General features: G+C 69.8%; 20 protein-coding genes and 1 pseudogene. 13 read left to right on the forward strand and 8 right to left on the reverse strand.

What is annotated here, in order from left to right:
* Window positions 1-157: 157 nt before the first annotated feature.
* Together polX and OG390_RS06355 are read right to left on the reverse strand one after the other, a co-directional pair.
* A complete protein-coding gene (polX, locus tag OG390_RS06350) occupies window positions 158-1,918 on the reverse strand; it encodes a DNA polymerase/3'-5' exonuclease PolX (protein ID WP_406165701.1) in 1,761 nt (586 codons plus the stop codon).
* Between the two features lie 20 nt (window positions 1,919-1,938).
* Window positions 1,939-2,583 (reverse strand): dienelactone hydrolase family protein, encoded by a 645-nt coding sequence (locus tag OG390_RS06355; protein WP_406165703.1) that lies wholly within the window; start codon window positions 2,581-2,583, stop codon window positions 1,939-1,941.
* A gap of 201 nt (window positions 2,584-2,784) precedes the next feature.
* Between OG390_RS06355 and OG390_RS06360 the strand changes: the two genes are divergently transcribed.
* Complete coding sequence (locus tag OG390_RS06360) at window positions 2,785-3,240, forward strand: archease (protein WP_406165705.1); 456 nt, start codon at window positions 2,785-2,787, stop codon at window positions 3,238-3,240.
* A gap of 155 nt (window positions 3,241-3,395) precedes the next feature.
* Here the strand turns inward: OG390_RS06360 and OG390_RS06365 are convergent, their stop codons facing one another.
* Entirely contained in the window at window positions 3,396-4,829 is a 1,434-nt protein-coding gene (locus tag OG390_RS06365; RefSeq protein WP_406177525.1) for an RtcB family protein, read from the reverse strand.
* A 125-nt stretch (window positions 4,830-4,954) separates the two neighbouring features.
* Between OG390_RS06365 and OG390_RS06370 the strand changes: the two genes are divergently transcribed.
* Complete coding sequence (locus tag OG390_RS06370; protein WP_406165707.1) at window positions 4,955-6,091, forward strand: CapA family protein; 1,137 nt, start codon at window positions 4,955-4,957, stop codon at window positions 6,089-6,091.
* A 67-nt stretch (window positions 6,092-6,158) separates the two neighbouring features.
* Here the strand turns inward: OG390_RS06370 and OG390_RS06375 are convergent, their stop codons facing one another.
* Window positions 6,159-6,803, reverse strand: a complete 645-nt coding sequence (locus OG390_RS06375; protein WP_406165709.1) for a phosphoribosyltransferase — start codon at window positions 6,801-6,803, stop codon at window positions 6,159-6,161.
* Between the two features lie 332 nt (window positions 6,804-7,135).
* On the opposite strand from OG390_RS06375, the gene OG390_RS06380 reads away from it, so the two are divergent.
* The 3 genes from OG390_RS06380 (at window position 7,136) to OG390_RS06390 (ending at window position 10,453) form a co-directional block, all read left to right on the forward strand.
* Complete coding sequence (locus OG390_RS06380) at window positions 7,136-7,849, forward strand: fibronectin type III domain-containing protein (protein ID WP_406165710.1); 714 nt, start codon at window positions 7,136-7,138, stop codon at window positions 7,847-7,849.
* A gap of 191 nt (window positions 7,850-8,040) precedes the next feature.
* Window positions 8,041-9,513, forward strand: a complete 1,473-nt coding sequence (locus OG390_RS06385; protein WP_406165712.1) for a dihydrolipoyl dehydrogenase family protein — start codon at window positions 8,041-8,043, stop codon at window positions 9,511-9,513.
* Between the two features lie 154 nt (window positions 9,514-9,667).
* Complete coding sequence (locus OG390_RS06390; RefSeq protein ID WP_406165714.1) at window positions 9,668-10,453, forward strand: calcium-binding protein; 786 nt, start codon at window positions 9,668-9,670, stop codon at window positions 10,451-10,453.
* 113 nt (window positions 10,454-10,566) lie between these two features.
* On the opposite strand, the gene OG390_RS06395 is transcribed toward OG390_RS06390, so the two are convergent.
* Window positions 10,567-12,585, reverse strand: a complete 2,019-nt coding sequence (locus tag OG390_RS06395) for a DUF1996 domain-containing protein (RefSeq protein WP_406165716.1) — start codon at window positions 12,583-12,585, stop codon at window positions 10,567-10,569.
* A gap of 401 nt (window positions 12,586-12,986) precedes the next feature.
* On the opposite strand from OG390_RS06395, the gene OG390_RS06400 reads away from it, so the two are divergent.
* Both OG390_RS06400 and OG390_RS06405 read left to right on the forward strand, forming a co-directional pair.
* On the forward strand, window positions 12,987-13,847 hold the full coding sequence (locus OG390_RS06400) for an aldo/keto reductase (protein ID WP_406165718.1): 861 nt from the start codon (window positions 12,987-12,989) through the stop codon (window positions 13,845-13,847).
* 155 nt (window positions 13,848-14,002) lie between these two features.
* On the forward strand, window positions 14,003-14,479 hold the full coding sequence (locus OG390_RS06405; RefSeq protein ID WP_406165719.1) for an iron chaperone: 477 nt from the start codon (window positions 14,003-14,005) through the stop codon (window positions 14,477-14,479).
* Here the strand turns inward: OG390_RS06405 and OG390_RS06410 are convergent.
* Both OG390_RS06410 and OG390_RS06415 read right to left on the reverse strand, forming a co-directional pair.
* The gene (locus tag OG390_RS06410) at window positions 14,460-15,101 is read right to left on the reverse strand and encodes a TetR/AcrR family transcriptional regulator (RefSeq protein ID WP_406165721.1); all 642 of its coding nucleotides are present in this window, start codon (window positions 15,099-15,101) and stop codon (window positions 14,460-14,462) included. The genes OG390_RS06405 and OG390_RS06410 overlap by 20 nt on opposite strands.
* A gap of 29 nt (window positions 15,102-15,130) precedes the next feature.
* Window positions 15,131-17,119 carry a discoidin domain-containing protein gene (locus tag OG390_RS06415; RefSeq protein ID WP_406177527.1) on the reverse strand — a complete coding sequence of 663 codons (1,989 nt, stop codon included), beginning with the start codon at window positions 17,117-17,119 and terminating at the stop codon, window positions 15,131-15,133.
* Between the two features lie 240 nt (window positions 17,120-17,359).
* Between OG390_RS06415 and OG390_RS06420 the strand changes: the two genes are divergently transcribed.
* On the forward strand, window positions 17,360-17,641 hold the full coding sequence (locus tag OG390_RS06420; protein ID WP_406165723.1) for a hypothetical protein: 282 nt from the start codon (window positions 17,360-17,362) through the stop codon (window positions 17,639-17,641).
* Window positions 17,642-17,787: 146 nt separating this feature from the next.
* Here OG390_RS06420 and OG390_RS06425 read toward each other — a convergent pair.
* Window positions 17,788-18,109, reverse strand: a pseudogene (locus OG390_RS06425) (carboxymuconolactone decarboxylase family protein); the annotation flags it as partial.
* Between the two features lie 569 nt (window positions 18,110-18,678).
* Here OG390_RS06425 and OG390_RS06430 point away from each other — a divergent pair.
* From OG390_RS06430 to OG390_RS06450, 5 genes are all read left to right on the forward strand, one after another.
* Window positions 18,679-19,842: an MFS transporter gene (locus OG390_RS06430; protein ID WP_406165725.1), complete on the forward strand. Its 1,164-nt coding sequence runs from the start codon at window positions 18,679-18,681 to the stop codon at window positions 19,840-19,842.
* Window positions 19,843-20,707: 865 nt separating this feature from the next.
* Window positions 20,708-22,597 (forward strand): glycoside hydrolase family 47 protein, encoded by a 1,890-nt coding sequence (locus OG390_RS06435; RefSeq protein WP_406165727.1) that lies wholly within the window; start codon window positions 20,708-20,710, stop codon window positions 22,595-22,597.
* A 5-nt stretch (window positions 22,598-22,602) separates the two neighbouring features.
* Window positions 22,603-25,047 (forward strand): RICIN domain-containing protein, encoded by a 2,445-nt coding sequence (locus OG390_RS06440; RefSeq protein WP_406165729.1) that lies wholly within the window; start codon window positions 22,603-22,605, stop codon window positions 25,045-25,047.
* The gene (locus OG390_RS06445; protein ID WP_406165731.1) at window positions 25,044-25,319 is read left to right on the forward strand and encodes a hypothetical protein; all 276 of its coding nucleotides are present in this window, start codon (window positions 25,044-25,046) and stop codon (window positions 25,317-25,319) included. Before OG390_RS06440 ends, OG390_RS06445 begins: the two co-directional genes overlap by 4 nt.
* The gene (locus OG390_RS06450; RefSeq protein ID WP_406165733.1) at window positions 25,316-25,432 is read left to right on the forward strand and encodes an RICIN domain-containing protein; all 117 of its coding nucleotides are present in this window, start codon (window positions 25,316-25,318) and stop codon (window positions 25,430-25,432) included. The genes OG390_RS06445 and OG390_RS06450 overlap by 4 nt, the downstream gene beginning before the upstream one ends.
* The last annotated feature ends 37 nt before the right edge of the window (window positions 25,433-25,469 follow it).

The following is a 25,469-nucleotide window of genomic DNA, read 5'->3' on the forward strand; positions in this document are numbered from 1 at the left end:
CAAGGAGGCACTGGCGCCGGGCTGCCCGTCGGACGGAAGGCTTCTTCCGACAGTCACCATCCGGGTGTCCACCCTGGAGCGGGACACCCGGATCACCAAGGACGAGAAGGTCGACGTCGACCACCGCGGCACAGGGCGGCGTCCGGCCCGAACCCGGTCACGCCGCGGCGCGCCGCTTCGCCCGCCCCTTGTGCAGGAAGCGCAACAGCCGTGTCCGGGGCCAAGTGTTGATCACGTCGTCCTTGGTCAGCCAGCCACGCTGCGCCGTCCCCACGCCGTACCGCATGGCGGCCAGGTCGAGGACGGAGTGGGCATCGCTGTCGATGGCGAACTTCACGCCGTGCCGCCTGGCCCGCAGAATGTCCTCGTCGCGCAGGTCGAGCCGGTGCGGATGGGCGTTGATCTCCAGGGCCGTGCCGGTACGCGCGCAGGCGGCGAAGACCGCGTCGAGGTCGACGTCGATGGCCGGCCGCTTGCCGAGGATGCGGGTGGTGGGGTGGCCGATGATGTTGACGTAAGGGTTCTCGCAGGCACGTACGATGCGCCGGGTCAGCGCCGCGCGCCCCTGGTTGAAGTGCGAGTGCACCGAGGCCACGCACAGGTCGAATCCGGCCAGGAACTCCCCCGGCCAGTCCACTTGACCGTCGGGGTCGATGTTCAGCTCCACGCCGTGCAGCAGACTCATGCCACCGCGCCTGCCGTGCGTGTCGTATGTGCCGTCGAGCTCCTGTACGCGTTCGCGCTGAGCCAGCATCCGTTCGTCGGTCATCCGCTGCATGGACAGGTTCGGTCCGTGGTCGGTGATCGCGTAGTACGCGTAGCCGCGCTCGGCAGCCGCGGCGATCATCTCCTCGAGCGGCGCGAGGCCGTCGGTGAGGTCGGTGTGCGTGTGCAGGTCGCCCCGGAGGTCCGCCTCCGTCACCAGGTCGGGCAACTCGCCGCGCAGTCCGGCCTCGATCTCTCCGCGGTCCTCGCGCAGCGGTGGCGGAATCCACGGCAGGCCGAGCCGTGCGTACACCGCCTCCTCCGTCTCGGAAACGATCTTCTCCCCGCTCTCGACGTCGAACAGTCCGTACTCGGAGAGCTTGAGCCCCTGGTGCACGGCCAGTTCCCGGGTGCGGATGTTGTGCGCCTTCGATCCGGTGAAGTACTGCAGGGCGGCCCCCCAGGAATTCGGCGGTACGACACGCAGATCGACGGCCAGGCCCTTGGTCGTACGAATGGACGTCTTGGTCTCGCCCCGCGCGATGACCTCCGTGACGTACGGCAGCTCGGTGAACGCCCGCATGATGGGCGCCGATTCGTGCGCCGCGGCCAGGATGTCGATGTCGCCGATCGTCTCGCGAACGCGGCGCAGCGACCCGGCGTACGTGCACCGCCGGCAACCGGTCACCCGGGACAGTTCGAAGACGATGTCCTCGGCCAGGTCCATGGCGACGTCGAGCAGGGCCCGGTCTCCGGAAGCTTGCAGCAGCGCGATGCCGTGGAGGATGTTCTCCTCCGTCTTGGGTCCGAAACCCTTCAGATCGCGCAGCTTCCCTTCGTGGATGGCATCGACCAGTTCGTCGATCGAGGAGATGCCCAGCTCCTCGTACAGCGTCAGCGCCTTCTTCGGACCGAGCGTGGGGATGGCCGTCAGCCGCCGGACACCGGCGGGGATTTTCGCCCGTAGTTCCTCGACCGCGGCCACGCTGCCGCTGCGCAAGTACTCGACGACCTTCTCCGCGATCGATTTTCCGACACCGGGGATCTGTTGGAGGCCCTTGACGTCGAGCGTGGACACATCGGCGTGGTGGCCGCCGATCGCCCGGGCAGCCTTCTCGTAGACACGTGCCTTGAACGCGTCTCCTCCGGTGATCGAGATCAGGTCCGCGTATTCGTGCAGCAGCGCGGCGACCTCGTCGTTGGACCGAGCCACACCTCCAGAGTAGGCACGGTTCACCCGAGGTGGTCCTCGCACCAGTCCCTGGCCGCGTCGGCGACCTCCTCCAGTGCGCCGGGCTCCTCGAACAGGTGGGTGGCACCGGGCACCACGCGCAGCGAGTGCGGGACCCGCAACCGCCGGGCCGCCTCCTCGTTCAGCCGTAGTACCTCCTGGTCCCGGCCACCGACGATGAGCAGGACCGGGGCCCGTACACAGGGCAGGGCATCGCCCGCCAGGTCCGGCCGGCCGCCCCGCGACACCACGGTCAGAACCCGCTCCGGCCGCTCCGCCGCGGCCACCAGAGCCGCTGCCGCTCCGGTGCTGGCGCCGAACAGGACCACGGGCAGTCCTCTGGTGTCGGTCTGCCCCGCCAGCCAGTCGATCACGGCAGCCACGCGGCTTCCCAGGAGCGGGATGTCGAAGCGGTGCTCCCGCGTCCAGGCGTCCTCGCGGTCCTCGCGTTCGGTGAGCAGGTCCATCAGCACGGTGCCGAGTCCGGCAGAGCGCAGGTGTTCGGCGACCATCCGGTTGCGGGGGCTGTGTCGGGAGCTGCCGCTGCCGTGCGCGAACAGCACCACCGCCCGGGCCGAGGCCGGCACCATGACATCGCCCGCGAGCGACTCGCCGCCGGCGGGCACCACGACCGACTGGGAGATCATGACCGTCGTCTTCTTCCTCGGGTCGTACGGTCCTGTGGCCGATGTTCGGGGTTCCTTCCCACCGTGGACCCCCTAGGCTGGATATCGATCGCTCATAAGCGGAGCGGACACTGCGCCGCCCGTCGTCGTATGGCCCGGCACGTCGCGGGTACCCGTCTTCGTACGAGGCACCACGGCTCAGGGCCGCCGGAGGTGGTGGGCATGGTCGGTGACACGGACGACGACATCCGGCTACGGCGCCAGGGCGGCAGCGGCCACCGGGCGCTGCCGCACACGGCCGATATGCGGATCGAAGCGTGGGGAGCGAGCCGGGAACGCTGCCTGGTCGAAGCGACGCGCGGGATGGTGGAGTGCTTCGCCGACGTGACGACGGCGCGGCCCACAACCGTGGAGCACTTCCGGCTGGCGAAGGTCAGCGACGACGACCTGCTCACCGCCCTGCTCGACGAGGTCATCTTCCGCCTCGAGGTGCCCGGCATGGTGGCCGTCGACGTGGAGGCGGAGACGGTGGACGGCTGTCTCGACGTACGACTGGCGTTGGCCGACCTGGCGGACGTGGAGATCATCGGTGCCGTGCCCAAGGGCGTCTCCTGGCACGAACTGCGCATCGCCCCCGACCCGTACGGCTGGTCCTGCGCGGTGACCGTCGACGTGTGAGGCGTCCTTCGGGCGACGTGTGAGGCATGGGATGCATGCGTTCGAGCGGACGCGTGCGACCGGGCTGGGCCCGTCCGACCGGGCTGGGGGGGTATGCCGCCCGGTGGCGGGCGGGTGTCCCGCGCGGGGCGCGCGGCCAGGCCCGCGCCGAGGCCTCAGCCCTTGACCACGCCCAGCGGCACCAGCCGGGCGACCGTGCGGCACAGCCCGGCGCCCTCGCTCACCGCCACCACCGCGCCGACGTCCTTGTACGCCTCCGGGCTCTCCTCCGACAGGCCCCGCAACGACCGCGGGCGCACCGCGATGCCCTGCCCCTCCAAACGGGCCCGCAGCTCCTTCCCGCTGGTCGCCCGCGCGGCCTGGTGCCGGCTCATGACCCTGCCCGCGCCGTGGCAGGTGGAGAAGAACGCATCACCGCCGGGGACGCCGGCCAGGACGTACGAGGCCGTGCCCATGGTTCCGGGGATCAGCACCGGCTGGCCCACCTCGCGCAGGTCCTCCGGGAGGTCGGGATGCCCGGGCGGGAAGGCGCGGGTGGCGCCCTTGCGGTGGACGCACAGCAGGCGCGGCGCTCCGGCCACCGGATGGGTCTCGAGCTTGGCGAGGTTGTGGGACACGTCGTACACCAGCGAGAGGCGGGCGCCCGCGGCGCGGCGGAAGACCCGGCGGGCCGCGTCCGACAGCAACTGGCGGTTGGCGCGACCGTAGTTGGCCGCGGCGGCCATCGCTCCCAGATAGGCCTGCCCCTCCGGCGATTCGACCGGGGTGCAGGCCAGCTGCCGGTCGGGGACGGTGATGCCATAGCGGGACATGGCGCGGTCCATCGACCGGACGTGATCGGTGCAGATCTGATGACCGAGGCCGCGCGAACCACAGTGGATCATCACGCACACCTGGCCGACGGCGAGCCCGAACAGGGCGGCGGCCGTCTCGTCGTACACCTCGTCGACCCGCTGTACCTCGAGAAAGTGATTGGCCGAGCCGAGGCTGCCCACCTGCCCCAGCCCCCGCTCCCGCGCCCGCTCGCTCACCTGGCTCACATCCGCGTCGGCGACCGCTCCGCCGTCCTCGCACCGCCCCAGGTCGCGCTCCTCGCCGTACCCCTCCGCCACCGCGTACCGGGAGCCGCCCCGGAGGACCCGCTCCAACTGTCTTGGACCGATCGACCGCCACACCCCGCCGGGTCCCGCGCCACGCGGAATCGACCGGTCCAGACCGTCCATGACCGCGCACAACGCCGGCGCCAGCGCCCGCCCGTCCAGGTCGGCGGCCAGCAGTCGTACCCCGCAGGAGATGTCGAAGCCGACCCCGCCGGGTGAGACGACACCGCCGTCGTCCACGTCGGTCGCGGCCACTCCGCCGATCGGGAAGCCGTAGCCCCAGTGGATGTCCGGCATGGCGTACGACGCGGCGACGATGCCCCGCAGCGTCGCCACATGGGCGACCTGCTCCAACGACTTCTCGGCGTCCCTGAGCAGCGCACGGGACGCGAACACCACCCCGGGTACCCGCATCTGTCCCCGCGGGTCGATGCGGAAGCGGTGGGGACGTTCCTCGACCAGTTCCACGGCAGCCTCCCGTGCCCGCATGCCCAGGTACGGGTACCCCACAGGACACTTCCCTATCGTCCCGGCACCCGCTTCCTCGATGCGACGGGCGACGCGTCGACCGGTACCCGAGATCTCGGTGCGGGGACGGCTCCTAGAGTGGAGGCATGACCGGCGGCGCGGTGACGCTGTTCGTCTGCGGTGATGTGATGCTCGGACGCGGTGTCGATCAGATCCTGGCGCGGCCCGGTGATCCCGCCCTGCGGGAGGACTACGTCCGGGACGCCCAGTCGTACGTGCGCCTGGCGGAGTCGGTCAACGGCCCGATTCCGGTCCCGGTCGATCCGTCCTGGCCGTGGGGTGACGCAATGCGGCTGCTGGAGGCGGCCGCCCCGGACGTCCGGATGGTGAATCTGGAGACGGCCGTGACCCGCGGTGACGCGTTCGCGCCCGGCAAGGCAGTGCACTACCGCATGCACCCGGCCAACCTGCCCGCTCTCGCGGCGATCCGGCCCGACATCTGCGTCCTGGCCAACAACCACGTCCTTGACTTCGGCCGAGCCGGCCTGGAGGAGACGCTGGACTCGCTGGCCCGCGCGGGCCTGCGGGCGGCGGGCGCGGGGCGCAACGCCGACGAGGCGTGGGCACCCGTGGCGGTCCCCGTCCCCAGCGGCGGCCGCGTGCTGGTCCTCGCCCTCGGAATGCCGTCCAGCGGCATCCCGCCCGGCTGGGCGGCGAGCGCCGACCTGCCCGGCGTCGCCTATGTTCCCGACCTGTCGGCCGGCTCGGCCGCAGCGGTGGTCCGGCGCGTGCGGCAGGTGAAGCGGGCGGGCGACATCGCGGTCGTGTCCGTGCACTGGGGGTCCAACTGGGGCCACCGTGTTCCGCGGGAACAGATCCGCTTCGCACATGCCCTGGTGGACGGCGGCGTCGACATCGTCCACGGGCACTCCTCGCATCACCCCCGCCCCCTGGAGGTGTACCGCGACCGGCTGATCCTCCATGGCTGCGGCGACTTCGTCGACGACTACGAGGGCATCTCCGGCTACGAGGAGTTCCGCGACGACCTCCGGATCGCCTACCTCGTCACGGTGGCGGCGGACACGGGCCGCCTGACCGGCCTGCGCATGATGCCTCTGCAGGCCCGGCGCATGCGGCTGGAGCCGGCGCCCGAGGAGGACCGCACCTGGCTGCGCGCCACTCTCGACCGCATCAGCGACAGTGTGCGCATCACCTTGGAGCCCGACGGCACGCTCTCGGCGGCGCCCGCCGGCACGGCACAGGAGACGGGAACCAGCCCGTGAACCAGTGACTGCGGCTCATTGGCCGGTGTGTCCCGGCCCGCCGCCACCTCGTGCGTATCGCCCCCGCTCACCGACCGCCGTGCAGCGCGTCGAGCACATCGTCGTCCGTCAACTGCGCGAAGTCCTCGTACCACTCGCCGACGGCCATGAACGAACCCGGCCGGTACAGGCAGACCACCTCGTCGGCTTCCTCCCGCATCGAGTCGGCCCCCCGCGGCGAGGCGACGGGTACGGCCAGGATCACGCGCTCGGGTGCCTCGCGACGTACGGCACGCAGCGCGGCGCGTGCCGTCGAACCGGTCGCCAGTCCGTCGTCGACGAGGATCACGGTCCGACCGCGCAGCTGCGGGGCCGGCCGGCCCTGCCGGTAGCGCTCCTCGCGGCGGCGCAGTTCCGCGCGTTCCCGTTCGACCACCTCGGCGAGGGATTCCTCGCTCAGCCCCAGCCGGTCCAGGGCCCGCTTGTCGTAGAGGGGAGGATCGTCGCCCGCGACCGCTCCGATGCCGTACTCCTCCTGGAACGGGGCCCCGATCTTGCGTACGACGAGCACGTCCAGCGGGGCTTCCAGCGCCCGCGCGACCTCCCGGGCGACCGCGACCCCGCCACGCGGCAGGGCGAGGACCACTGGATCGGGAAGGGTGCCCTTCTCCTGCAGGATGCGCAGGTGCTCCCCCAGCTCCCGCCCTGCCTGCTCACGGTCATGGAACTGCATTGCCTCCGCTCCCTCGTATCACGGGGATGCCGGTCGGCACCGTTCTCCTCGTCCGGCTCGAGTACCCCACGAGGCACCGTTCACACCATGAGCCGAGGTGCCGTCCGTGTCAGTGCCGACGCGGTCCGCGCCGGTTCCGCACAGCGGCTGCGCTTCGCCCGGCGGCCCGGCGCGCACGTGCCCGGCCCGGTCCGCTCGCCCCGCGAACGGGAGCGCCGGGAATCAGGGACGCATCCCGCACGTCGGCGGCCACAGGCAGATGTCGTGTTCCATACCTGGGGTCGCCGTCGACACCACCGCCGCCGTTCACGGCGCGCGGGCATACGGCAGGCATGCGCTGCTGCTTCTCCGCTCCCCTCGCCGCCCTGTCGTCCCTGCCCGCTCCTTGCGAAATCCCCCGTTCCGGTGCCCTGCTCGCTCCCGCCCTGCTGCGGGCCGCCGCCGATGCCGTGCACGACCCGGTACGCCGGAACCGCCCCCGTCACCCAGACACCCTCGCTGCCGTCCATCTGGAACTGGTCACCCTCGCGGAGGACCACGCCGTCATCACCTGGTACACCGGAGTACCCGGCACCGGGGACGGCCTGGGCCACATGCTCCCCACGCTCACGGAGGGCGAGGTCCTCTACGGCACTCATCCCGCCCGGCTCATCCAAAGCGCGGCGCAGGACCGGCCCACCGCGCATCACCACGTGGAACTCACAGACCTGGAGCCGGGACAGACCTACTACTACCGGGCCCTTTCGCGGGGCGTGGCCGCGACGCCCACACCGCTGCACCTGGTCCGCGGCAATGCCGTCGGCACCAACCTCCATGGTCTGGGCTCGAGTGGAGGTCCGTACTCCTTCACCACACCGCCGCCCCCTCCGGGGCGGCAGCGTCTGCTCGCACACCACGCCGGGCGGACGCCCATCCCCACGACGGGACACCCGAAGTCCGCCCGGATCGGGACCCGAGCGCACAGCGCCGCACGGCTTCCGGCCCGTGGACGCCCCGCCGGCTGCGCTACGACGGAACGGGCGGCCCCGCCCGATCACTGTCGGTGACCTCACCACCGAGGCCACCGACACGCACCGCCGAGCGACAAGGCTCCGCGGCCCATAGGCTGGTCCCAGATCGCAGCGCCGCGCGATCCGCCGACGCTCCCCTCACTGCACGTCGCCGTCCCCCGCGGCACGCGCTTTCACCACATTCCGTATACCGCTGTCTCGGCGGACAGGCGAGCGGGGAGGATCTCATGACCGCAGCCGTGGACCCGGACCGCTCGGAATGGGATGTCATCGTGCTCGGCGGCGCTGCCGCGGGTGAGAACGCCGCCCAGTACGCGAGCCAGTTCTCCGACCTGTCCTCGGTGCTCGTGGAGGACCGTCTGCTCGGCGGCGAGTGCTCGTACTGGGCATGCATGCCCAGCAAGGCATTGCTCCGGCCGGTGGAGGTGGTGGACGCGGCCGCCCATCTGTCAGGAGTGTCGACACGGTTGGACCCCGCCGAGGTACTCGCCCGGCGCGACCGTGTGATCAACGGGCTGGACGACACCTCCCAGGTGACATGGGCTCTGAACAACGCGATCGACGTGGTGCGCGGCTACGGGCGACTGACCGGTGAACGCACGGTCGCGGTGAGCCGGCCGAACGGTGCGACCAGGACGCTGACGGCCAGGCATGCCGTGGTCATCGACACCGGTTCCTGTCCGGCCGTACCCGATGTTCCGGGATTGCGTGACGCGCTGGCATGGACCTCACGCGATGTGACCACGATGAGTGAAGTGCCACGCCGGGTCGTCGTCCTCGGCGGCGGTGCAGTCGCCTGTGAGGCCGCCACCTGGCTGCGTGGCCTCGGAGCCGAGGTGACGATCGTCCATCGTGGCGAGCGACTGCTGGCCCGGTTCGAATCGTTCGCGGGGGCGCTCGTCGGTGCGGAGCTGAAAGACGCAGGTGTCCGGCTGCAGACCGGGCGCAGCATGTCCCACGTGCAGCGGTCCGACGCCCGTGACACGGGCCAGGGCCGCGTACACGGCGGTGAGGTGCGTGTGACCCTCGACGACGGCACGGTCATCGAGGCCGACGAGGTCGTCGTGGCCACCGGGCGTACCCCGAACACCGACGACATCGGCTTGGAAACCGTCGGCCTGTCCCCCGGCGGATATCTCGACGTCGATGACCACCAGTGTGTGCGGGAGGCGGCAGGCACCTGGCTGTACGCCATCGGCGACGTGTGCGGCCGCGCGCTCCTCACCCACATGGGCAAATACCAGGCGCGTATCGCCGGAGACGTCATCGCGGCACGAGCCGACGGCTCGGCCGACCTGCCGTCCTCCGCGGCGGGACACGTCGGGTTGCCCCAAGTCGTCTTCACCACCCCCGAGGTCGGCAGAGCGGGCGCGACCGAACAGCAGGCGCGGGAGGCGGGGATCGAAGTCGAGGTCGTCGAGTACGACCTCGGCGCGCTCGCCGGAACGTACGTCATGCGCGCCGACTACCGCGGCCGGGCCAAACTCGTGATCGACCGCGCCAACGATGTGGTGGTGGGGGCGACGTTCGTCGGTGCCGGCATCGCCGAACTCGTGCACTCGGCGACCACGGCGATCGTGGGTCGCGTCCCCCTGTCGACCCTGTGGCACGTCGTGCCCAGCTATCCCACGGCCGGCGAGATCTGGCTCCGCCTCCTGGAGTCGCTGCGCTCGCAGCGCCATACGTCACCCGGTGGGTGACACGCCCGTCGTCCGAAAGACGCACTCATGAGTGGGACGAGTGCCTGCCCAAGTGACGGAACCGGCAGTTGAGACAACGGTCGGATCACTACTATTCGATCAGTTTCGACTCCTGCCCTGTTTTCGGGCGGACAACCCTTCTCTACGAGGACATATGTTCATACGTTCTGCAGCCGTCGTCCTGTCGGGCGCGTTGGCCCTGTCCGCCCTCGCCGTCACGACCGCCGACGCCGACGCCGGCCAGGGGGACACCGAGGTCACCCAGGTCCTCGTCAACAACGGCAAGTCGGTCGTGGTCGGCGCCACCGCGACGAAGACGGTCACGCTCAGCATCACCGCCAGTGACAACTCGGGGATCAAAGACGCCTACGGATGGCTCTACCACGGCCCGTTCGACAACCCCGACGGCTTCGCGGGACCCGGTTCCGACACTCCGCTGACCTGCACCCCTGTTCCCGGAAGCGTCACCGCCTCGACCTGCACCACCAACATCAGGATCGACCCCAATGCGACGCTGATCAACTCCAACGCCGGTACCTGGCACGTCTGGACCTCCGTCGACGCCAACGACTTCGACTTCGTCCAGAAGGACAGCGCGGGCACCTTCCTGATGAAGCGTGCCGCCAAGCTCACCGCCAACGCCTCCCCCGAGCCGGTGGCCGCGGGCAAGGTCATCACCATCAAGGGTGCCCTGAGCCGCGCCAACTGGAACAACGGCACCTACGGCGGCTACGCGGGCCAGTCGGTCAAGCTGCAGTTCCGCAAGGCCGGCACCACTGCCTACACCACCGTGAAGACGGTGACCAGCGGTGCTGGCGGCGCTGTCACGGCCACCGCGACCGCTTCCGTGGACGGCTACTGGCGGTGGAGCTTCGCCGGGACCAGCACGACGGGAGCGGCCAACGCCACGGGTGACTACGTCGACGTCACCGCGGGCTGACCTGACGAGCGCCGATCCGATGCGCCACCCCGGTGACCGGAGCCCGCCCCGTTGACGGGGCGGGCTCCGGTCACCGGGGAAAGCCTGCTTCCGGGGCGCCGAGAGGAGCCACGTCAGAAGCGTCGCCTGGTACGGAGCAGGAACAGCAGGCCCAGGATCATGAGAACCGTTCCCGCCGCGGCCGGCCAAAGGTTCGTGCCGGTCTCGGCCAGCCCGCCCGTGACCGCCTGAGGCTCCGTCTGCGACCCGGCTGAAGGAGCGTCCCCGCCCGCGGCCGGCGTCTGAGTGCCGTCGTCCGCCTCGCTGCTGGGTTCATCGTCCGCGCCGGTCTGCGGCTGAACGGCCGCATCGGACCCGGCGGCCGAGGAGGTCGCGTAGGTCTTGGGTGTGGCAGAGGCCTTGGGAGAGACGGAGGCCTTGGGGCTGACAGAGGCCTTGGGACTCGCATCCGCGTGGTCGCCGCCGCCTACGCCGTCACCCCCTGCCGAAGGTGCCGTGCCCGGCGACGTGGCGGGAGGCTGAGCCGACTGTTCGCCGCCGGAGTCACCGGGATCATCACCGGCGCTGCCGCCCGACGAGGCGTCAGGAGACGGTGACGGCGTCTCCTGCGGCTGCTCACCGGCACCGTCCCCGCAGTCACGACCGGAGTTGATGCAGTCGACGACCTGGTTCATCAGGTTCCCGGTCATGACGCTGATGAAGTCGTCGTGGTCGGTGATCGGCTTGTGCAGCTGCTCCGGGAAGCCGTCCACCGCGTAGGCGTTCTTCACCTGGTCGTTCTGGATCGTCGGCCGCGGCACGCTGTACACGAGGCGCATCGTCAGCTGAGGAATCGCCTTGAAGCCGCCCGCGCAGTTGCCCGCAGCGTCGGCGAACGCGACGTGCGTGCGGTGGTTGGCGCTGTCGATGTTCTGGCCGTCCCAGCAGCTCTGGAAGGCGAAGGTCCGCACCACATCGCTGCCCTGCGGGCATATCGGGTACTTGTCCGTCAGCTGCACCTTGTTCTCGAATCCGGTGCAGCTCCAGTGCGCGTTGGCGTTGCCCGGGCCGTTGGTGAAGGCCTTCGCGTCACCGGTGATGATGCGCAGGAACTGCGGCATCGCGACGACCTTGCCGGTCGGGCTGCCGACGTACTCGATCTGCGCCTGCTTCGCCACGAGGATCTTGCCGACGTTCCCTTCCTTGCCGCCACCGTCGGAGTTCTGGTCGAAGTCCTGCGTACCGTCCTGGACGCGCACCACCGGCCAGTAGTAGGACGAGAGGTCGTTCTTGTTCTGGCAGCTGGTCCCGCCCTGGAGGAACGTGTCGTTGCTGGAGAACGCGTTGACCTTCTGGTTGCCGACGTAGTCGTGCAGGTGGTGCGCGCCGTTGGCCACGCCGGGAGCCACGATCACGTTGTCGGTGTTGTGGTTCCCGTTCTCGTTGGCACCGCACTGCGTGGTGAACGTACCGGTCGAGGCGTCACCGATCGGGCGCGGTTTGGCCGGGACGTTCGGCGCGACCTTCGTGATGTCGACGAAATCCGCGGCGGCGGGACCACCCGTGACCTGATTGCCGTTGTTCTGCTGACCGTTGTTCTGCCGGCCGCCGCTCTTCTGGCCGTTGTCGCTCTGGCCGCCGGAGGGGGTCGGCGCCGGGTCGGCCGGCATCGCCGTACAGGTCGCGAGGCCGTCGATCGTGTCCGGGGCGCTGTCGCCCACCTGCTGGTAGTCGGCCTTGATCCGGCCGATGACCTCGGTTCGCTTGTCCTTGAGCGGCCCGAGGATGTCGTTCTGGACGTAGTCCCCGTCATTCGCCTGCGCCTGCCGCGTCGCGGCCAGCCGGGCGTACGCCTCGGTGATCTGCTTGTCGAGCGTCGCCAGCTCCGTGTCCACCTGCGACTTCGCCGCGGCGGGCACATCGGTCAGTTTCTGGCCGACGTCCGGGCAGTCGATCGTGACCGTTCCCGACGCCGGAAGCTGCCCGCTTCCGCTCTGGTTCGGCTGCTGGACCGAATCACTGCCCGAGCCGCTCTCGGTCGCGGAAGCGTAGACATTGACCGCCACCAATCCTCCGCCGCCCAACATCAGCGCGACCGCTGCAAAGGTCGCGCGCCGTGCGCCCGTCGGGCGTCTGCGCGTGCTGCGTCTCAAGGAAGTACTCCTGCGCCTCGTGGTCAACTGGCATGGAAATCCCCCGCCTCCATACGGAAACCGGCCCGGTAGCGTTCAAACGCCTCACACATTCACAGCAACCCGATAAAAACCGCGAGGTCGCGAGGCATCACTGGCGAGGACCGCGACGCCGGGATCGAGCCCAAGCGGAGGCGACTCGCGTGCCCCTACTGCGGATCGGTCGCTGAAGCACACGCGACGGACGCCGTCCCCTTCGCCGCGTCCCGTGCTCGGCACGGGCCCGCTGCCCGTGACCGGTGCGCAGCTGCGCGCCGATGTGCCGGCTGCGCTGCCGGGCGTATCCGAGGAACCGCAGTGGACATAAGCCTGGAAGCGTAAAGTCGCGGGCGTCGCATTGTGTCACTTCAGGGGGTAGGGAAATGCACAATCGCCGCATCGGCCGCGCCACGATCAGCGCCATCGGACTCGGCGGGATGCCGCTGTCCATCGAGGGGCGGCCTGATGAGGAGCGCGCGGTCGCGACCATCCATGCCGCGATCGACGCCGGGATCTCTTTCATCGACACGGCCATGTCGTACTGCCTGAACTCCTCCGAGACCGGCCACAACGAGTCGCTGATCGCCCGCGCGCTCGCGGCATACGGCGGCGACACCTCCGACGTGCTGGTCGGCACGAAGGGCGGGGCGGCACGCGGAGCCGACGGAGCATGGTCCTTCAACGGGGATCCCGCGACCCTGCAAGAGGCCTGCGAGGGATCGCTCAAGCGGTTGGGCGTGGACTCCCTCGGGCTCTACCAGCTGCACGTGCCGGACCCGAACGTGCCGTACGCCGACTCGGTGGGCGCGCTGCGCGATCTGTACGACGCGGGCAAGATCCGTGCCGTGGGCATCTCGAATGTGAACTCCGACCAGCTGCGCGAGGCCCATGGGATCCTCGGCGAGCGGCTGGTGTCCGTACAGAACAACTTCTCGCCGGCCGTCCGCGACAGTGAACCGCAGTTGCGGCTGTGCACCGAGCTGGGGATCGCCTTCCTGCCGTACAGCCCGCTGGGCGGTATCTCCCGTGCGGGCGGCCTGGGTTCGTCGCACGCCGCGTTCGCCCGGATCGCCGAAGAGCGCGGGATGAGCCCGCAACAGGTGTGCCTGGCATGGGAGTTGGCCAAGTCCCCGGTCGTCGTTCCGATCCCGGGGTCGTCCCGGCCGACGACCGTCCGTGACTCGGCCGCAGCGGCCGATCTGAAACTCACCGAAGCGGAGTTCGCCGAACTCGACGCGGCCTGACTTGATCTTTTCTGGGCGGGCTGAGCCTGCCTGCAACGCGATCACCGCTGCGGGTCTCACCTGGGCCGTATCCGGTCAGTTTCAAAGAAGCCGCCGCCGTGGCGGATCCCTAGCATGGGATGGACCCATCGAGCTCGCCAGAGAGGAAACCTGCCATGAAGGGCACGCAGACATCCGCCAAGAGCACCAGCGCGACCGCCGAGAAGTACGACGGGTTCACCGACGAGGAACGCGGCGCGATGAAGGAGCGGACCCAGGAGCTGAAGGCCGCCGCGCGTCGCGGCCCACGCGCGGCCAAGGCGGACGCGGAGAGCGAAGTGCTCGCGAAGATCGCCGAGATGCCGGAAGCGGACCGTGTCCTCGCCGAGCGGATCCACGACATCGTCAAGTCCGGCGCACCGGACCTCTCGCCGAAGCTCTGGTACGGGATGCCCGCGTATGCCAGGAACGGCAAGGTCGTCTGCTTCTTCCAGAGCGCGCAGAAGTTCAAGGCGAGGTACGCCACGCTCGGCTTCAGCGACCAGGCGAACCTCGATGAGGGCGCCATGTGGGCGACCTCCTTCGCTCTGACGGAGTTGACCGCCGGCGACGAGGCACGGATCGGCGCACTCATCAAGAAGGCTGTGAACTGAGGCCGGTCCTCCCCACGGAAGCAGGTCGAGCCGGGTGCACGAGTCCGGCGATGTGGGCGAAGAGCGTGTCGAGGATTTCGGTCCAGGCGGACTCGTCACCGAGCACGAGGTAGTTGAGGGTCAAGCCGTCGGTCATGGCCGCCAGATAACGGGCCAGCACCGAGACGGGCACGCGGAGTTGGAGTGTCATGCTCCGGGACAACTGGTCGATCAGCGCGGCGTACGCGTCGCTGTACAGCTCGTACTGCCGTCGGGCCAGATGCTCGAACCCCGGCTGGCGCAGGGCGTATTGCGTCAGTTCGTAGGTGAGCATGTGCTCGTCGGGGTGGGCGCGGACGTGGTCCCAGTACGCCTGGAAGCCGGCCCGGACCGTCTCCTCGAACGTGGCCCTGGGTCGTAGTGCGTCCTTCACCACTGTCACGGAGTGGTCGGTGAGGGTCGTGATGACGGACTCGATCAGGGCCTGCTTGGAGTCGAAGCAGTAGTGGAAGACGCTCAGGGACACGCTCGCCTCGGCGGCGATGGACCGGGTCGTCGTCTTGGCGACGCCGTCCCGGGCCATCGCCCTGATCGCCGCTTCCGTCAGCTGCCGGCGCCTCTCGGCCAACGGCATCCGTGCCATCCGCGTGTCCTTCGTGCTCGTGCCACCGCTCAGCTGCTGTGGACGCCCACTTCGTAGAGCGAGTATCCCCAGTCGGTGCCGCGTTCCAGTCCGTGGATACGGACGTAGCGGGCCGGTGTGCCGGTGAACCGGGCCGTGTCCAGGCCGCCGTCGCCGGATGTCGTGGACCAGGCGGTCTGCCAGTTCGCTCCGTCGGTGGAGAGTTCGATGCGGTACGACTTCCCGTACGCACGCTCCCAGTCGAGCGTGACGCGCCCGACCAGGTGTGTGGAGCCGAGGTCGATGCGCAGCCACTGGTCGTTGCTCCAGTCGCTGGCCCAGCGGGTGTCCCGTGTGCCGTCCACGGCCCGGTTGGGTGCGTAGCTGGTGAACGGGTTCCACTCCGCCGAACTGGCCGTGGCCGCCGCGCCCTTGGCGAGGTTGACTCCGGCCTGGTGCTTCTCGGCCGCGCCCCACGTGTCGAGGTAGGACTCGGCGCCCCGGAAGAGGTCGTTCACCACATCCTGTCCGCCGACGAGCCGGATGTCCTCGATCCAGTCCGGCACGAGTCCGTAGTGTGCGGCTCCGTCGGTGTTCAGGTCCCAGGTGCGCTCGCCGGTGGTCTGCCTGTCGATGACAGAGCCGCCGTCGACGCTGCGGAAGGGGTACGTGACCTTGTTGGCGGCGTCCGCGCCCCGGGGTCCCGGCCAGCCGCCCACACCGTTCATGTCCGTGCCGTAGCCGTAGCCCACGTCGTACTTGTCCCGCAGCGCCTTCGTGCGGTTCGCCTCGGCCACGAATCCCTCGGAGCCGTGCATGTACTGGGCGACGAAGCCGCCGAGGCCGTAGACCCGCTCGGTCCAGTTCAGGTCCATCCAGCTGTGGGAGGAGATCACGCCGGGATACGACTCGGCCTCGAAGATGTCGAGCGCGCGGCCGACGGCCTTGACGCTCATATGGTCGATCTCCAGCATCATCTTGCGTTTCATCATGCCGCGCACGGCGTACTCACCGAGGTCGGTGAGACCGCGGGTGTTGCACTGGGCGCCGCTGTCGTACGAGGGGACCTTCACGTCCGCCGGGAGTTCTCCCTCGGCCTCGGACGCCGAGGCTCCGTTGATGGGGTTGTCGTGCTGCGGGCCCGTGCACTTCTCTGTCTTCCAGAACGTGCCGGTCGACAGGAACTGCCCGACGTTGATGGCCGTTCCGAGCGCACCCTCGTCGAAGCGGACCCCGCACAGGGCGTTGTCGAACTTGTGGCACAGGAACATGCTGCGCACGCCGAGCCCGTACAACTCGTCCAGCCCTGCGTCGATGTCGGCCTTGCTGCACTGCGCAATGTCCAGGACCTGCTTGCAGCCGAACGGCTCGGAGGTCTCGACGCCCAGGACGACCGCCAGCTTGCCCTGCTTGATGACCTCGCGGGCCTGCGCGCTGTCGGTGACGATCCGGAACCATCCCTTGCCTGTACCGCCGTACATCTTGTCGACGTACGCCTGCAGGTCGTACGTCAGCTTCGCCTGCAGTCGGATCGACGTCATCTCGTCGCAGCTACGGTCCTTGAAGAAGTACACCGAGCAGATCACACCGTTGGTGACGAGGTCGTTGACGAGCACCCGCTGGCCGCCGCGCCAGGCCCGTTCCACCCAGGCGTAGTAGTTCTGCTGATGGGTCAACGAGTCGTGCGCGGGCCAGTCCTTGAACGTGGGCCAGCCGACCGGGTCGTGTCGACCGTCACCGCCCTTGGTGATGAAGTCGAAGACCGCGAGCGAACCGTCGGGGTAGTGCTCGGGACAGTCCTTGAGCGCGTCGGCGATACCGGCCTCGGAGAACGTCTTGCCGCAGATGAGTCGCCCGCCGAAGGCCTCGTTGGCAAAGAGGTGGTCGTGGGCGTCGACGAAGCCGCGCACCTCTCCTTCGGCGTTGGTGCCCGTGAACGGCTCGCCGGTGACATTGATCTGGGAGTCCGGGGTGGGGCGTGTGGTCGGAGTCCACCAGTCGTTACCGGCCGCCGAACTCGGCGTGGGCCCCAGGGCCATGGCCAGCACGAGAAGGAGCAGCGACACAAGAGTGACGTCTTTGCGCCTGCGGTACGAACATCGATCCACGGTCACTACCCACATCCCTCGGTCGGCGGGGATGACACGGTCAACGAGCAGGTCGGCGGGGGCCCGAAGACAGCCCGCTCCGGATTGTCATGACCGGTGCAAGTTATGCGACGAGGATCACGGCTGACACATTCCGAGTCAAGAGTCCGGGACGCTTGACCTGATGACCCCGTGACGCCTTCCCCTCGGCCGGAGCGCCTCCCCGCGTCGGGAAACCTGGTGCCCTGGGCCGTCACAGCAGTCGTCCCTTCGCATCAGCGGATCACCATCGACGACGGTCGGGGCGGCGGGCCGGCCTGCCTCGACGGCGCCGAGGTCGCGGTCGACGCCGAAGCGGCGGGCGGACAGGACGGCCACCGTGCGCAGGGCCCGTGGGTCGAGCGGTGCATCAGCCGCTTGAAGCGGTGGCGCGGCATCGCCACCGATACGACAGGACCGCGACCAGCTACCTGACCGGACTCCGCATCGCAGGCATCTTCCTGCGGTCGCCGGACCGCCCGTGGGCCGGAGAACACCCTCAGGCCCGGCCGGCGGTGTCCGGAGCCCGGGGCTGCTGCGGGCGCGGGACGGCCTCCGGCTCCCGGACCAGGTACTCCGCGTTATCCGAACTGGCCGGGCTGGTAGTCGCCGCCGGGCTGCTGGATGATGACGTTCCCGCGGTTGAAGGCGTTGATGAGGGCGATCTGGGACACCAGGGCGGCGAGTTGCTCCTCGTCGTAGTGCTTGGCGGCGTTCGCCCAGGCCTCGTCCGTGACCCCACCGGCTGCGTCGGCGATTGCGGGTGCCCTGCTCCGTCAGCTCCAGCGCCGCGCGCTCGGCCTCGGTGAAGACCGCGGCCTCCCACCACGCCGCCACGAGGTTGAGGCGCACCGAGGTCTCACCGGCGGCGGCGTCCTTGGTGTGCATGTCGAGGCAGCCACCGAACAGCGCCGCTGGAACCGCGAAGCGGCCCGTAAAGCCCACGACATCCTCGAGGACCGGTCATGAAGACCGGCCTGCCGTCACCCGCGCTCGTCGGCTCCTGGACCTGACCATGTACGCAGCGGAGCGCGACGGCTCGTCGGGCGGTACGGCGAGGTCGACCCGGCCGCCACTCGGCGGCCCACTGACCTTTGAGAGGGCTCGCCGCCCCTGATCCGCCCTTTCAGCCGCCGCCGGCCTTGCTGTGGCGTGGTCTGTCGGGCGAGGCGACCCGCGCACGTCGTCCGCATCGGCGACCGGGCGTGGCCGCGGCACACCCATGCCGGTGGACCGTGCGGGCGGGTCGGCGAGCTGCGCCTGGCCAGGGGCGGCGAATCCATCGAGACCTCGCCACGTACCGTGGCGAGGTCTCGACGCTTCTCATGACGCCGATTCTCGTACCCCCCGCGGACGAAGATCTTGCCGCCACTCTTCACCGCTCCCGCCGGTCTTCTCTCTTGCCCCGACCTCCCTCACGGACCTAGCCTTACTTTGTGCCGCAAATAAACAAAACCCGATCGCACAGCGTCGTGCCGGGCAACGACCTCACCCGACTCCGCATCGCCCTCACCATCTTCTTCGCCCTCGACGGCTTCATCTTCGCCGGCTGGGTCGTCCGGATCCCGGCCATCAAGGAACAGACCGGCGCCTCCGCCAGCGCGCTGGGGCTCGCCCTCCTCGGCGTCTCCGCCGGTGCGGTGATCACGATGACGCTCACCGGACGCCTGTGCCGCCGCTTCGGCAGCCATCCGGTGACCGTGGTCTGCGGCGTGCTGCTGTCGCTGAGCGTCGCCCTGCCCCCGCTGACCCACTCGGCACTCGCTCTGGGACTCGTCCTGCTGATCTTCGGAGCTGCATACGGCGGGATAAATGTTGCGTTCAACAGCGCCGCCGTCGATCTGGTGGCCGCGCTGCGGCGGCCGGTCATGCCCAGCTTCCACGGCGCCTTCAGCCTGGGCGGCATGATCGGCGCGGGGCTCGGCGGGCTGGCCGCGGGGTCCTTGTCCCCGACCCGCCATCTGCTCGGCCTCAGCCTGATCGGCCTGCTGGTGACCGCCGTCGCGGGATGTTCCCTGCTGCGGCACGAACCCCCGGTCCCGCCGAATCGCCTGCCGCAGGAGGAGCGTGTCCCGCGTCGCCTGGACGCCCGCACCCGCGGACTGGTCACCGTGTTCGGTCTGATCGCGCTCTGCACGGCGTACGGCGAAGGAGCCCTGGCCGACTGGGGCGCGCTGCACCTGGAGCAGGATCTGAAAGCCCACCCGGGCATCGCGGCCGTCGGCTATTCATGCTTCGCCCTCGCCATGACCATCGGCCGGCTCAGCGGCACGACTCTCCTGGAACGCCTCGGGCGGACTCGGACCGTGGTCGCGGGCGGCACCACGGCCGCCGTCGGCATGCTGCTCGGCGCTCTCGCCCCCACGGTGTGGGCGGCTTTGCTCGGCTTCGCGATCACGGGCCTCGGCCTGGCCAACATCTTCCCGGTCGCCGTCGAACGTGCGGGCGCACTCGCCGGCCCCAGCGGGGTCGCGACCGCGTCCACCCTCGGCTACGGCGGCATGCTCCTGGGACCGCCCGCCATCGGATTCATGGCGGACTGGTTCTCCCTGCCCGCCGCCCTCACCAGCGTGGCAGCCCTGGCTGCGGTGGCCGCGGTCATCGGGTTCGGCACCCGACGCGCGGCAGCGAGCTGACGACGCGCACCCTTCGGCGGGCCCTCCTGCACCCGAGGCCGCTGTCAGTTCTTCCTTCTCCGAGTGGCCGGGGGGATGGCGGGAACCAGTCCTCTCGGGAACCAGTGAGGACCGGTGGGAACCAGTTCGCCAACCAGCGGGAACCAGTCCCGACCGGTTCCGGGAGCCAGTCCCGGAGAAGGTGCCGGGAACCAGTCGACGCAAGGTGTCCGGCAGGCCGTAGAGCTTCGAGTCACGCGGGCCGGGCGCCGCCACCACCAGGGCGTCACACGCGAGGCGTCTTCAGCGCCTCGATCACGGCAGCCTTGCGGCCGCCGACGGCCTCAGCCACGGCGTCAATACCGAGCGGCTTCCCGGCCTGGCCTTCTCCAGCGCCGCCAGGATCACCGCCCGGCGATCGTCGCCCTTCGCCCGCTCCGTCAGCGGGCGCCTCGGCGCCCCGCGAGGTGAGGCCGTCCGCCCAGTGAAGGGCGCAGGCCTGCCTCCGGCGGCAGGGCGAGGGCCTCACTGCTGGCACGGTCGGCGGCGCGTCGAGGCGGCGGGTTCACTGCCGGTCGGGATACGGATCCGCCGCCGATCGGGATACGGGTCACCCGTGGTCGCGTTTCGGCCATGAACACGCGGGGGCGTGGACATGCGCCGGCGACGCGCACGTAGTGGTTCACGCGCCGAGCTCCGCATCTCTGACGTCAGCACTTGTCCGGCATGCTTGACGCGCGCATGACACAGCTGCACACTCACCCACCAAGCCTCGAACGCACTCGCGACCTTCGACGCACGCGCACCTCCCCCCGCAACCGACGGCGATCCGCAAAGGTCCGGAGACAACGTTGTCACCCCCGCTCCTCCCCCAAGGAGGCCCCACATGGCGACACCTTCCATCCCGCAGTTCACGGCAGGACCGTCCACGGCCGCACCTCTGCCCGCCCGGCTCTCGCGCCGGGCTCTGCTGCGGACCGCAGTAGGCGCCGCATCCGCCTTCGCCGCACTCGGCGGACCGGGTACGGTGCCGGCGTTCGCCGCGGCCGGCCCGCCCGACCCCGCGCTCGCCGACGACGTCCGGCAGGAGTTTCTCACGGCCTGGACGGCCTATCGCCGCCTGTCCTGGGGCCGCGACGAGTTGCGGCCGGCCGGCGGCACCGGTTCGGACTTCTTCATCAGCGGGGTGTCGCTGGGCCTGACCCTCGTAGAGTCGCTCGACACGCTCTACCTGATGGAACTCGACGGCGAGTTGGACGCGGCGCTCGCCTGGATCGACGGCAACCTCGACTTCGACCGCAATGCGAGCATCCACGTTTTCGAGACCATCATCCGGCTGGTCGGCGGACTGCTCTCCGGCTACCAAGCCACCGGCAGCGCCGTCCTGCTGGCCAGAGCCCGTGACCTCGCCGACCGGCTGCTCCCCGCGTTCACGTCGTCACAGACGGGCGCTCCGTACCGTTACGTCAATCTGCGCACCGGCGCGGTCAGCGGCAACGAGGTGCCGCTCGCCGAGATCGGCAGCAACATCACCGAGCTGGGCCTGCTCTCCCAGCTCACCGGCGACCAGAAGTACCTCAACGCGGCGAAGAAGGCGCTGAAGGCCGTGTACGACCGACGGTCATCGATCGACCTCGTCGGCTCGACACTCAACGTGGACACCGGCGCCTGGACCGACACCACCGCCCGCGTCGACCCGCCCGTCGACTCGTACTTCGAATACCTCTGGGACGCCTACCAGTTCCTCGGCGACACGGAGATCCGTGGCTGGTACCGGACACTGACCGCGGCCATCCTGCAGCGTCTCGGGGAGACGTACAATGGCCGGCTCTGGTTCAAGTCCGTCAACATGAACACCGGCGCGCTGGTAGGCCGCGGGCAGTCGGAACTCACCGCGTTCTACGCCGGGTTGCTCGCCCAGGGAGGCAACCTGAGCGAGGGCGAGTCGTACCACTCCTCCTGGGCGGACGCCCTGGCGCCGCACAAGCTGCCGCCCGAAGGCATCGACTACACGACGCTCGGGGCGACAAGCAACGAGTATCAACTGCGCCCCGAATATGCGGACTCCGCGCTGTTCCTGTGGCTGCTGACCGGCAAGGAGGTCTACCGGGACCGCGCCAAGTGGCTGTGGAACGCGCAGAAGGCGCACTGCAAGGTCGCGAACGGCTACACGGTCGTGTCGGACATGACGACCACGCCCACCACCAAGGGCGATCTCACTCCGGGCTACTGGTACTCGGAGAACATGAAGTACTTCTACCTGCTGTGGGCGGGCGCGCCGCGCTTCGACTACGCCACCAACTACCTCACCACCGAGGGAAATGTGCTGCGCGGCATCAACCGGATCGCGGCGCCGGGCGTGAGCGGCACCTACCGGCTGCTCAACCGGGCGACCGGCCTGGCGATGGACGTGAGCGGCGCGTCGGCGGCGGACGGAGGCGCGGTGATCGCATGGACGCCGCACAGCGGCGCCAACCAGCGCTGGATCGCCACCACCACCGGCAGCTACACCAAGCTGACCGGCCTGGGCAGCGGCAAGGTGCTCGAGGTCCCGCGCTCCTCCACGGCGGACGGCACCGCACTGAACCAGTGGGCGCACAACGGCACCAACACGCAGCAGTGGACGCTCCAGCCCACCGGCGACGGCTACTACCGGCTCGTCAACCGCAACAGCGGCAAGGCGGCCGACCTCGACGGAACCGGCAACAGCGCGGCGGTGGTGCAGCAGCCCGTCGGCGCCGCCGGCACCCAGCAGTGGCGGCTGGAGAAGGTGTGACGGCCATGCGAGCTCCGGTGAGACTCCTGCTCATACGTGCCCTTCTCGTCCTCGCCTTCCTCGCCTCCGTCCTCGGCCTGCCGGCCGGGCAGGCGCAGGCCGCGACCTCCGTCACCCTCAGCGGCACCGCGGCCGGCCGCGTCTTCGACGGGGTCGGTGCGGTCAGCGGCGGCGGGGGCAACGCCAAGCTGCTGTACGACTATCCGGAGCCGCAGCGCGGCCAGATCCTCGACTATCTGTTCAAGCCGGGCTACGGAGCGAGCATCTCGCTGCTCAAGGTGGAGATCGGCGGCGACGCCAACTCCACGGACGGCGCCGAACCCAGCCATATGCACACCGCAGGCGACCAGAACTACCAGCGCGGGTACGAGTGGTGGCTGATGGAGCAGGCCAAGGCCCGCAACCCGGGCATCAAGCTGGCCGCGCTCGCCTGGGCCGCGCCGGGCTGGATCGGCACGTCCGACGTGTGGACCAAGAACATGATCACGTATCTGGTCAACTACCTGCGCGGTGCGCGGGACGTCCACGGCCTGACGATCGACTATCTGGGCGGCTGGAACGAGAACGGCTGGGACTCCGGCTGGTTCGTCGACCTGCGCAAGGCCCTGGACACGGGCGGCTTCGGGCACGTCCAATTGGTCGGCGCCGACGGCGGCTGGGACGTCGTCAGCGACATGCAGAACAACCAGGCGTTCAACGACGCGATCGCCGTCGTCGGCGCCCACTACCCGTGCGAGGGCGTCTCGGAGTCCACCGGCGACCGCTGCGAGTCACCGGCCGCGGCGCAGAACCTCGGCAAGCCGCTGTGGGCGAGCGAGAACGGCTCGCAGGACTACAACGCCAACGGGCCGGTGATGGCCCGCCAGCTCAGCCGCGGCTACATCGACGCCAAGATGACGGCATACATCAACTGGCCGCTGATCGCCGCCCTTCCGCCCGGACTGCCCTTCCAGACGACCGGCCTGATGGTGGCACCGCAGCCCTGGTCGGGGCAGTACAGCGTCGGCGAGGGCCTGTGGGTCCAGGCGCACTGGAACCAATTCGCCGAGCCGGGCTGGCAGTTCGCCGACTCCGCGAGCGGCTACCTCTCCGGCGACCGGAACATCGGCAGTTACGTCACCCTCAAGGCGCCGGGCAACACCGACTACACCACGATCATCGAGACCACTCGCGCCACCGCCACCGAGCAGTTCACCGCCCGTGTCACCGACGGACTGCCCACCGGAACGCTGCACGTGTGGGCCACCAACCTCAACTCCGCCAACCCGGCGGACTGGTTCGTACGCCGGCCGGACATCACCCCGTCCGGCGGCACCTGGTCGCTCACCCTGCAACCCGGTCACATCTACTCGATCAGCACAGCCGGCGGACAGGGCAAGGGATCGGCGTCCGGTCCGGCGTCCGCGTCGTTCCCACTGCCGCACACCGACGGCTTCGACGCGTACGCCACCGGGCGCGAGGCCCGCTATCTCGCCGACCAGCACGGCTCCTTCGAGACCGTCGGCTGCGGCGGCGGCCGTGGCGGGCAGTGCCTGCGCCAGATGGCGCCCGTAGCGCCCATCCCCTGGCACCCGCACCAGAGCCCGGCGTACGCGCTGATCGGTGACAACTCGCTGACCGACTACACCGTGCAGTCGGACGTCATGTTCGAGCGGACGGGCGGCTCGGTGGCGCTGCTCGGCCGGTTCGGCGCCCGGGACTACTGGCAGGTGGGCCAGATCAACGCCTACTACCTGAAGGTCGGGCAGGCGGGCGCCTGGCAGATCCTGCGGGGCGACGCGGCCGGCGCACTGACCGTCCTCGCTTCCGGCACGCGGGCGGCGCTGGACGCGAACACCTGGCACAAGCTCGCCTTCCGACTGCAGGGCTCCACCCTGACCGCGATCGTGGACGGCGTGATGCTGGGCGGCACCGAGGACACCGCGTACGGGCTCGGCCCGGCGGGACTCGCGGTGGGGGTCGGCGAGAACAGCGTCACCTCCCGTTGGCGGAACGTGCAGTTCGACAACTTCTCCATCACTCCGGGCACGACCACCACGTACAAGATCGTCAATCGCAGCAGCGGCAAGGTGCTGGCGGTCGCGGGCAGTTCCTCCGACGACGGCGCGGCGATCGTGCAGCAGGCCGACACCGGCGTGGCGAGCCAGCGCTGGCGTGTGGTGCAGGACGGCGACTACGTGCAGCTCGTCAACACGCGCAGCGACAGGGCCCTGGACGTGCCGGGTTTCTCCACGACGCAGGGGGCACAGCTCGTCCAGTGGACCGTCAACGGCGGCGAGAACCAGCAGTGGACCCTCGGCACGGCGAACGACGGCTACCAGACGCTGGTCAACCGGCACAGCGGCTACCTGGCGGACGTGAGCGGCGCCTCCGGCGCACAGGACGCGCCGGTCGTCCAGTGGCCGTCGAACGGCGGAGCCAACCAGCAGTGGCAGTTGGAGGCATCATGAGGACCACGGCGAGGAAACGGACGCTGATCGGCGGCATGGTGCTGGCGCTCGCGGCGTGGCTGTGCGCGACCCGGACCGCGACCGCGGACGCCACCGCGACCGCGCGCCCCGGCATTGCCGCGGCGGGCAATCCGGTTGTGGCCATCTCCCCCACCGACACTCCCGCCCAGATCCGCGCCAAGGCGGCCACCGTCACTCCATCCACCCGGCAACTGACCTCTGTCACGGCGGTGCCAACCAGCAGTGGCGCGCGTCCGGCGGCGCACTCGTGAACCCGGCCTCGGGGCGCTGTCTGGATGTGCCCGGCTTCAACTCGGCCAACGGCACGCAGGTGGCGCTGTGGGACTGCAACGGGGGTGCCAACCAGCGCTGGACTTCGTTCTGAGCCGTGACGGTGACGGGCGGGACCGACCTGCCGACTC

It is taken from the genome of Streptomyces sp. NBC_00996 (assembly GCF_045162675.1).
In the GTDB taxonomy this organism is placed as follows: Bacteria; Actinomycetota; Actinomycetes; order Streptomycetales; family Streptomycetaceae; genus Streptomyces.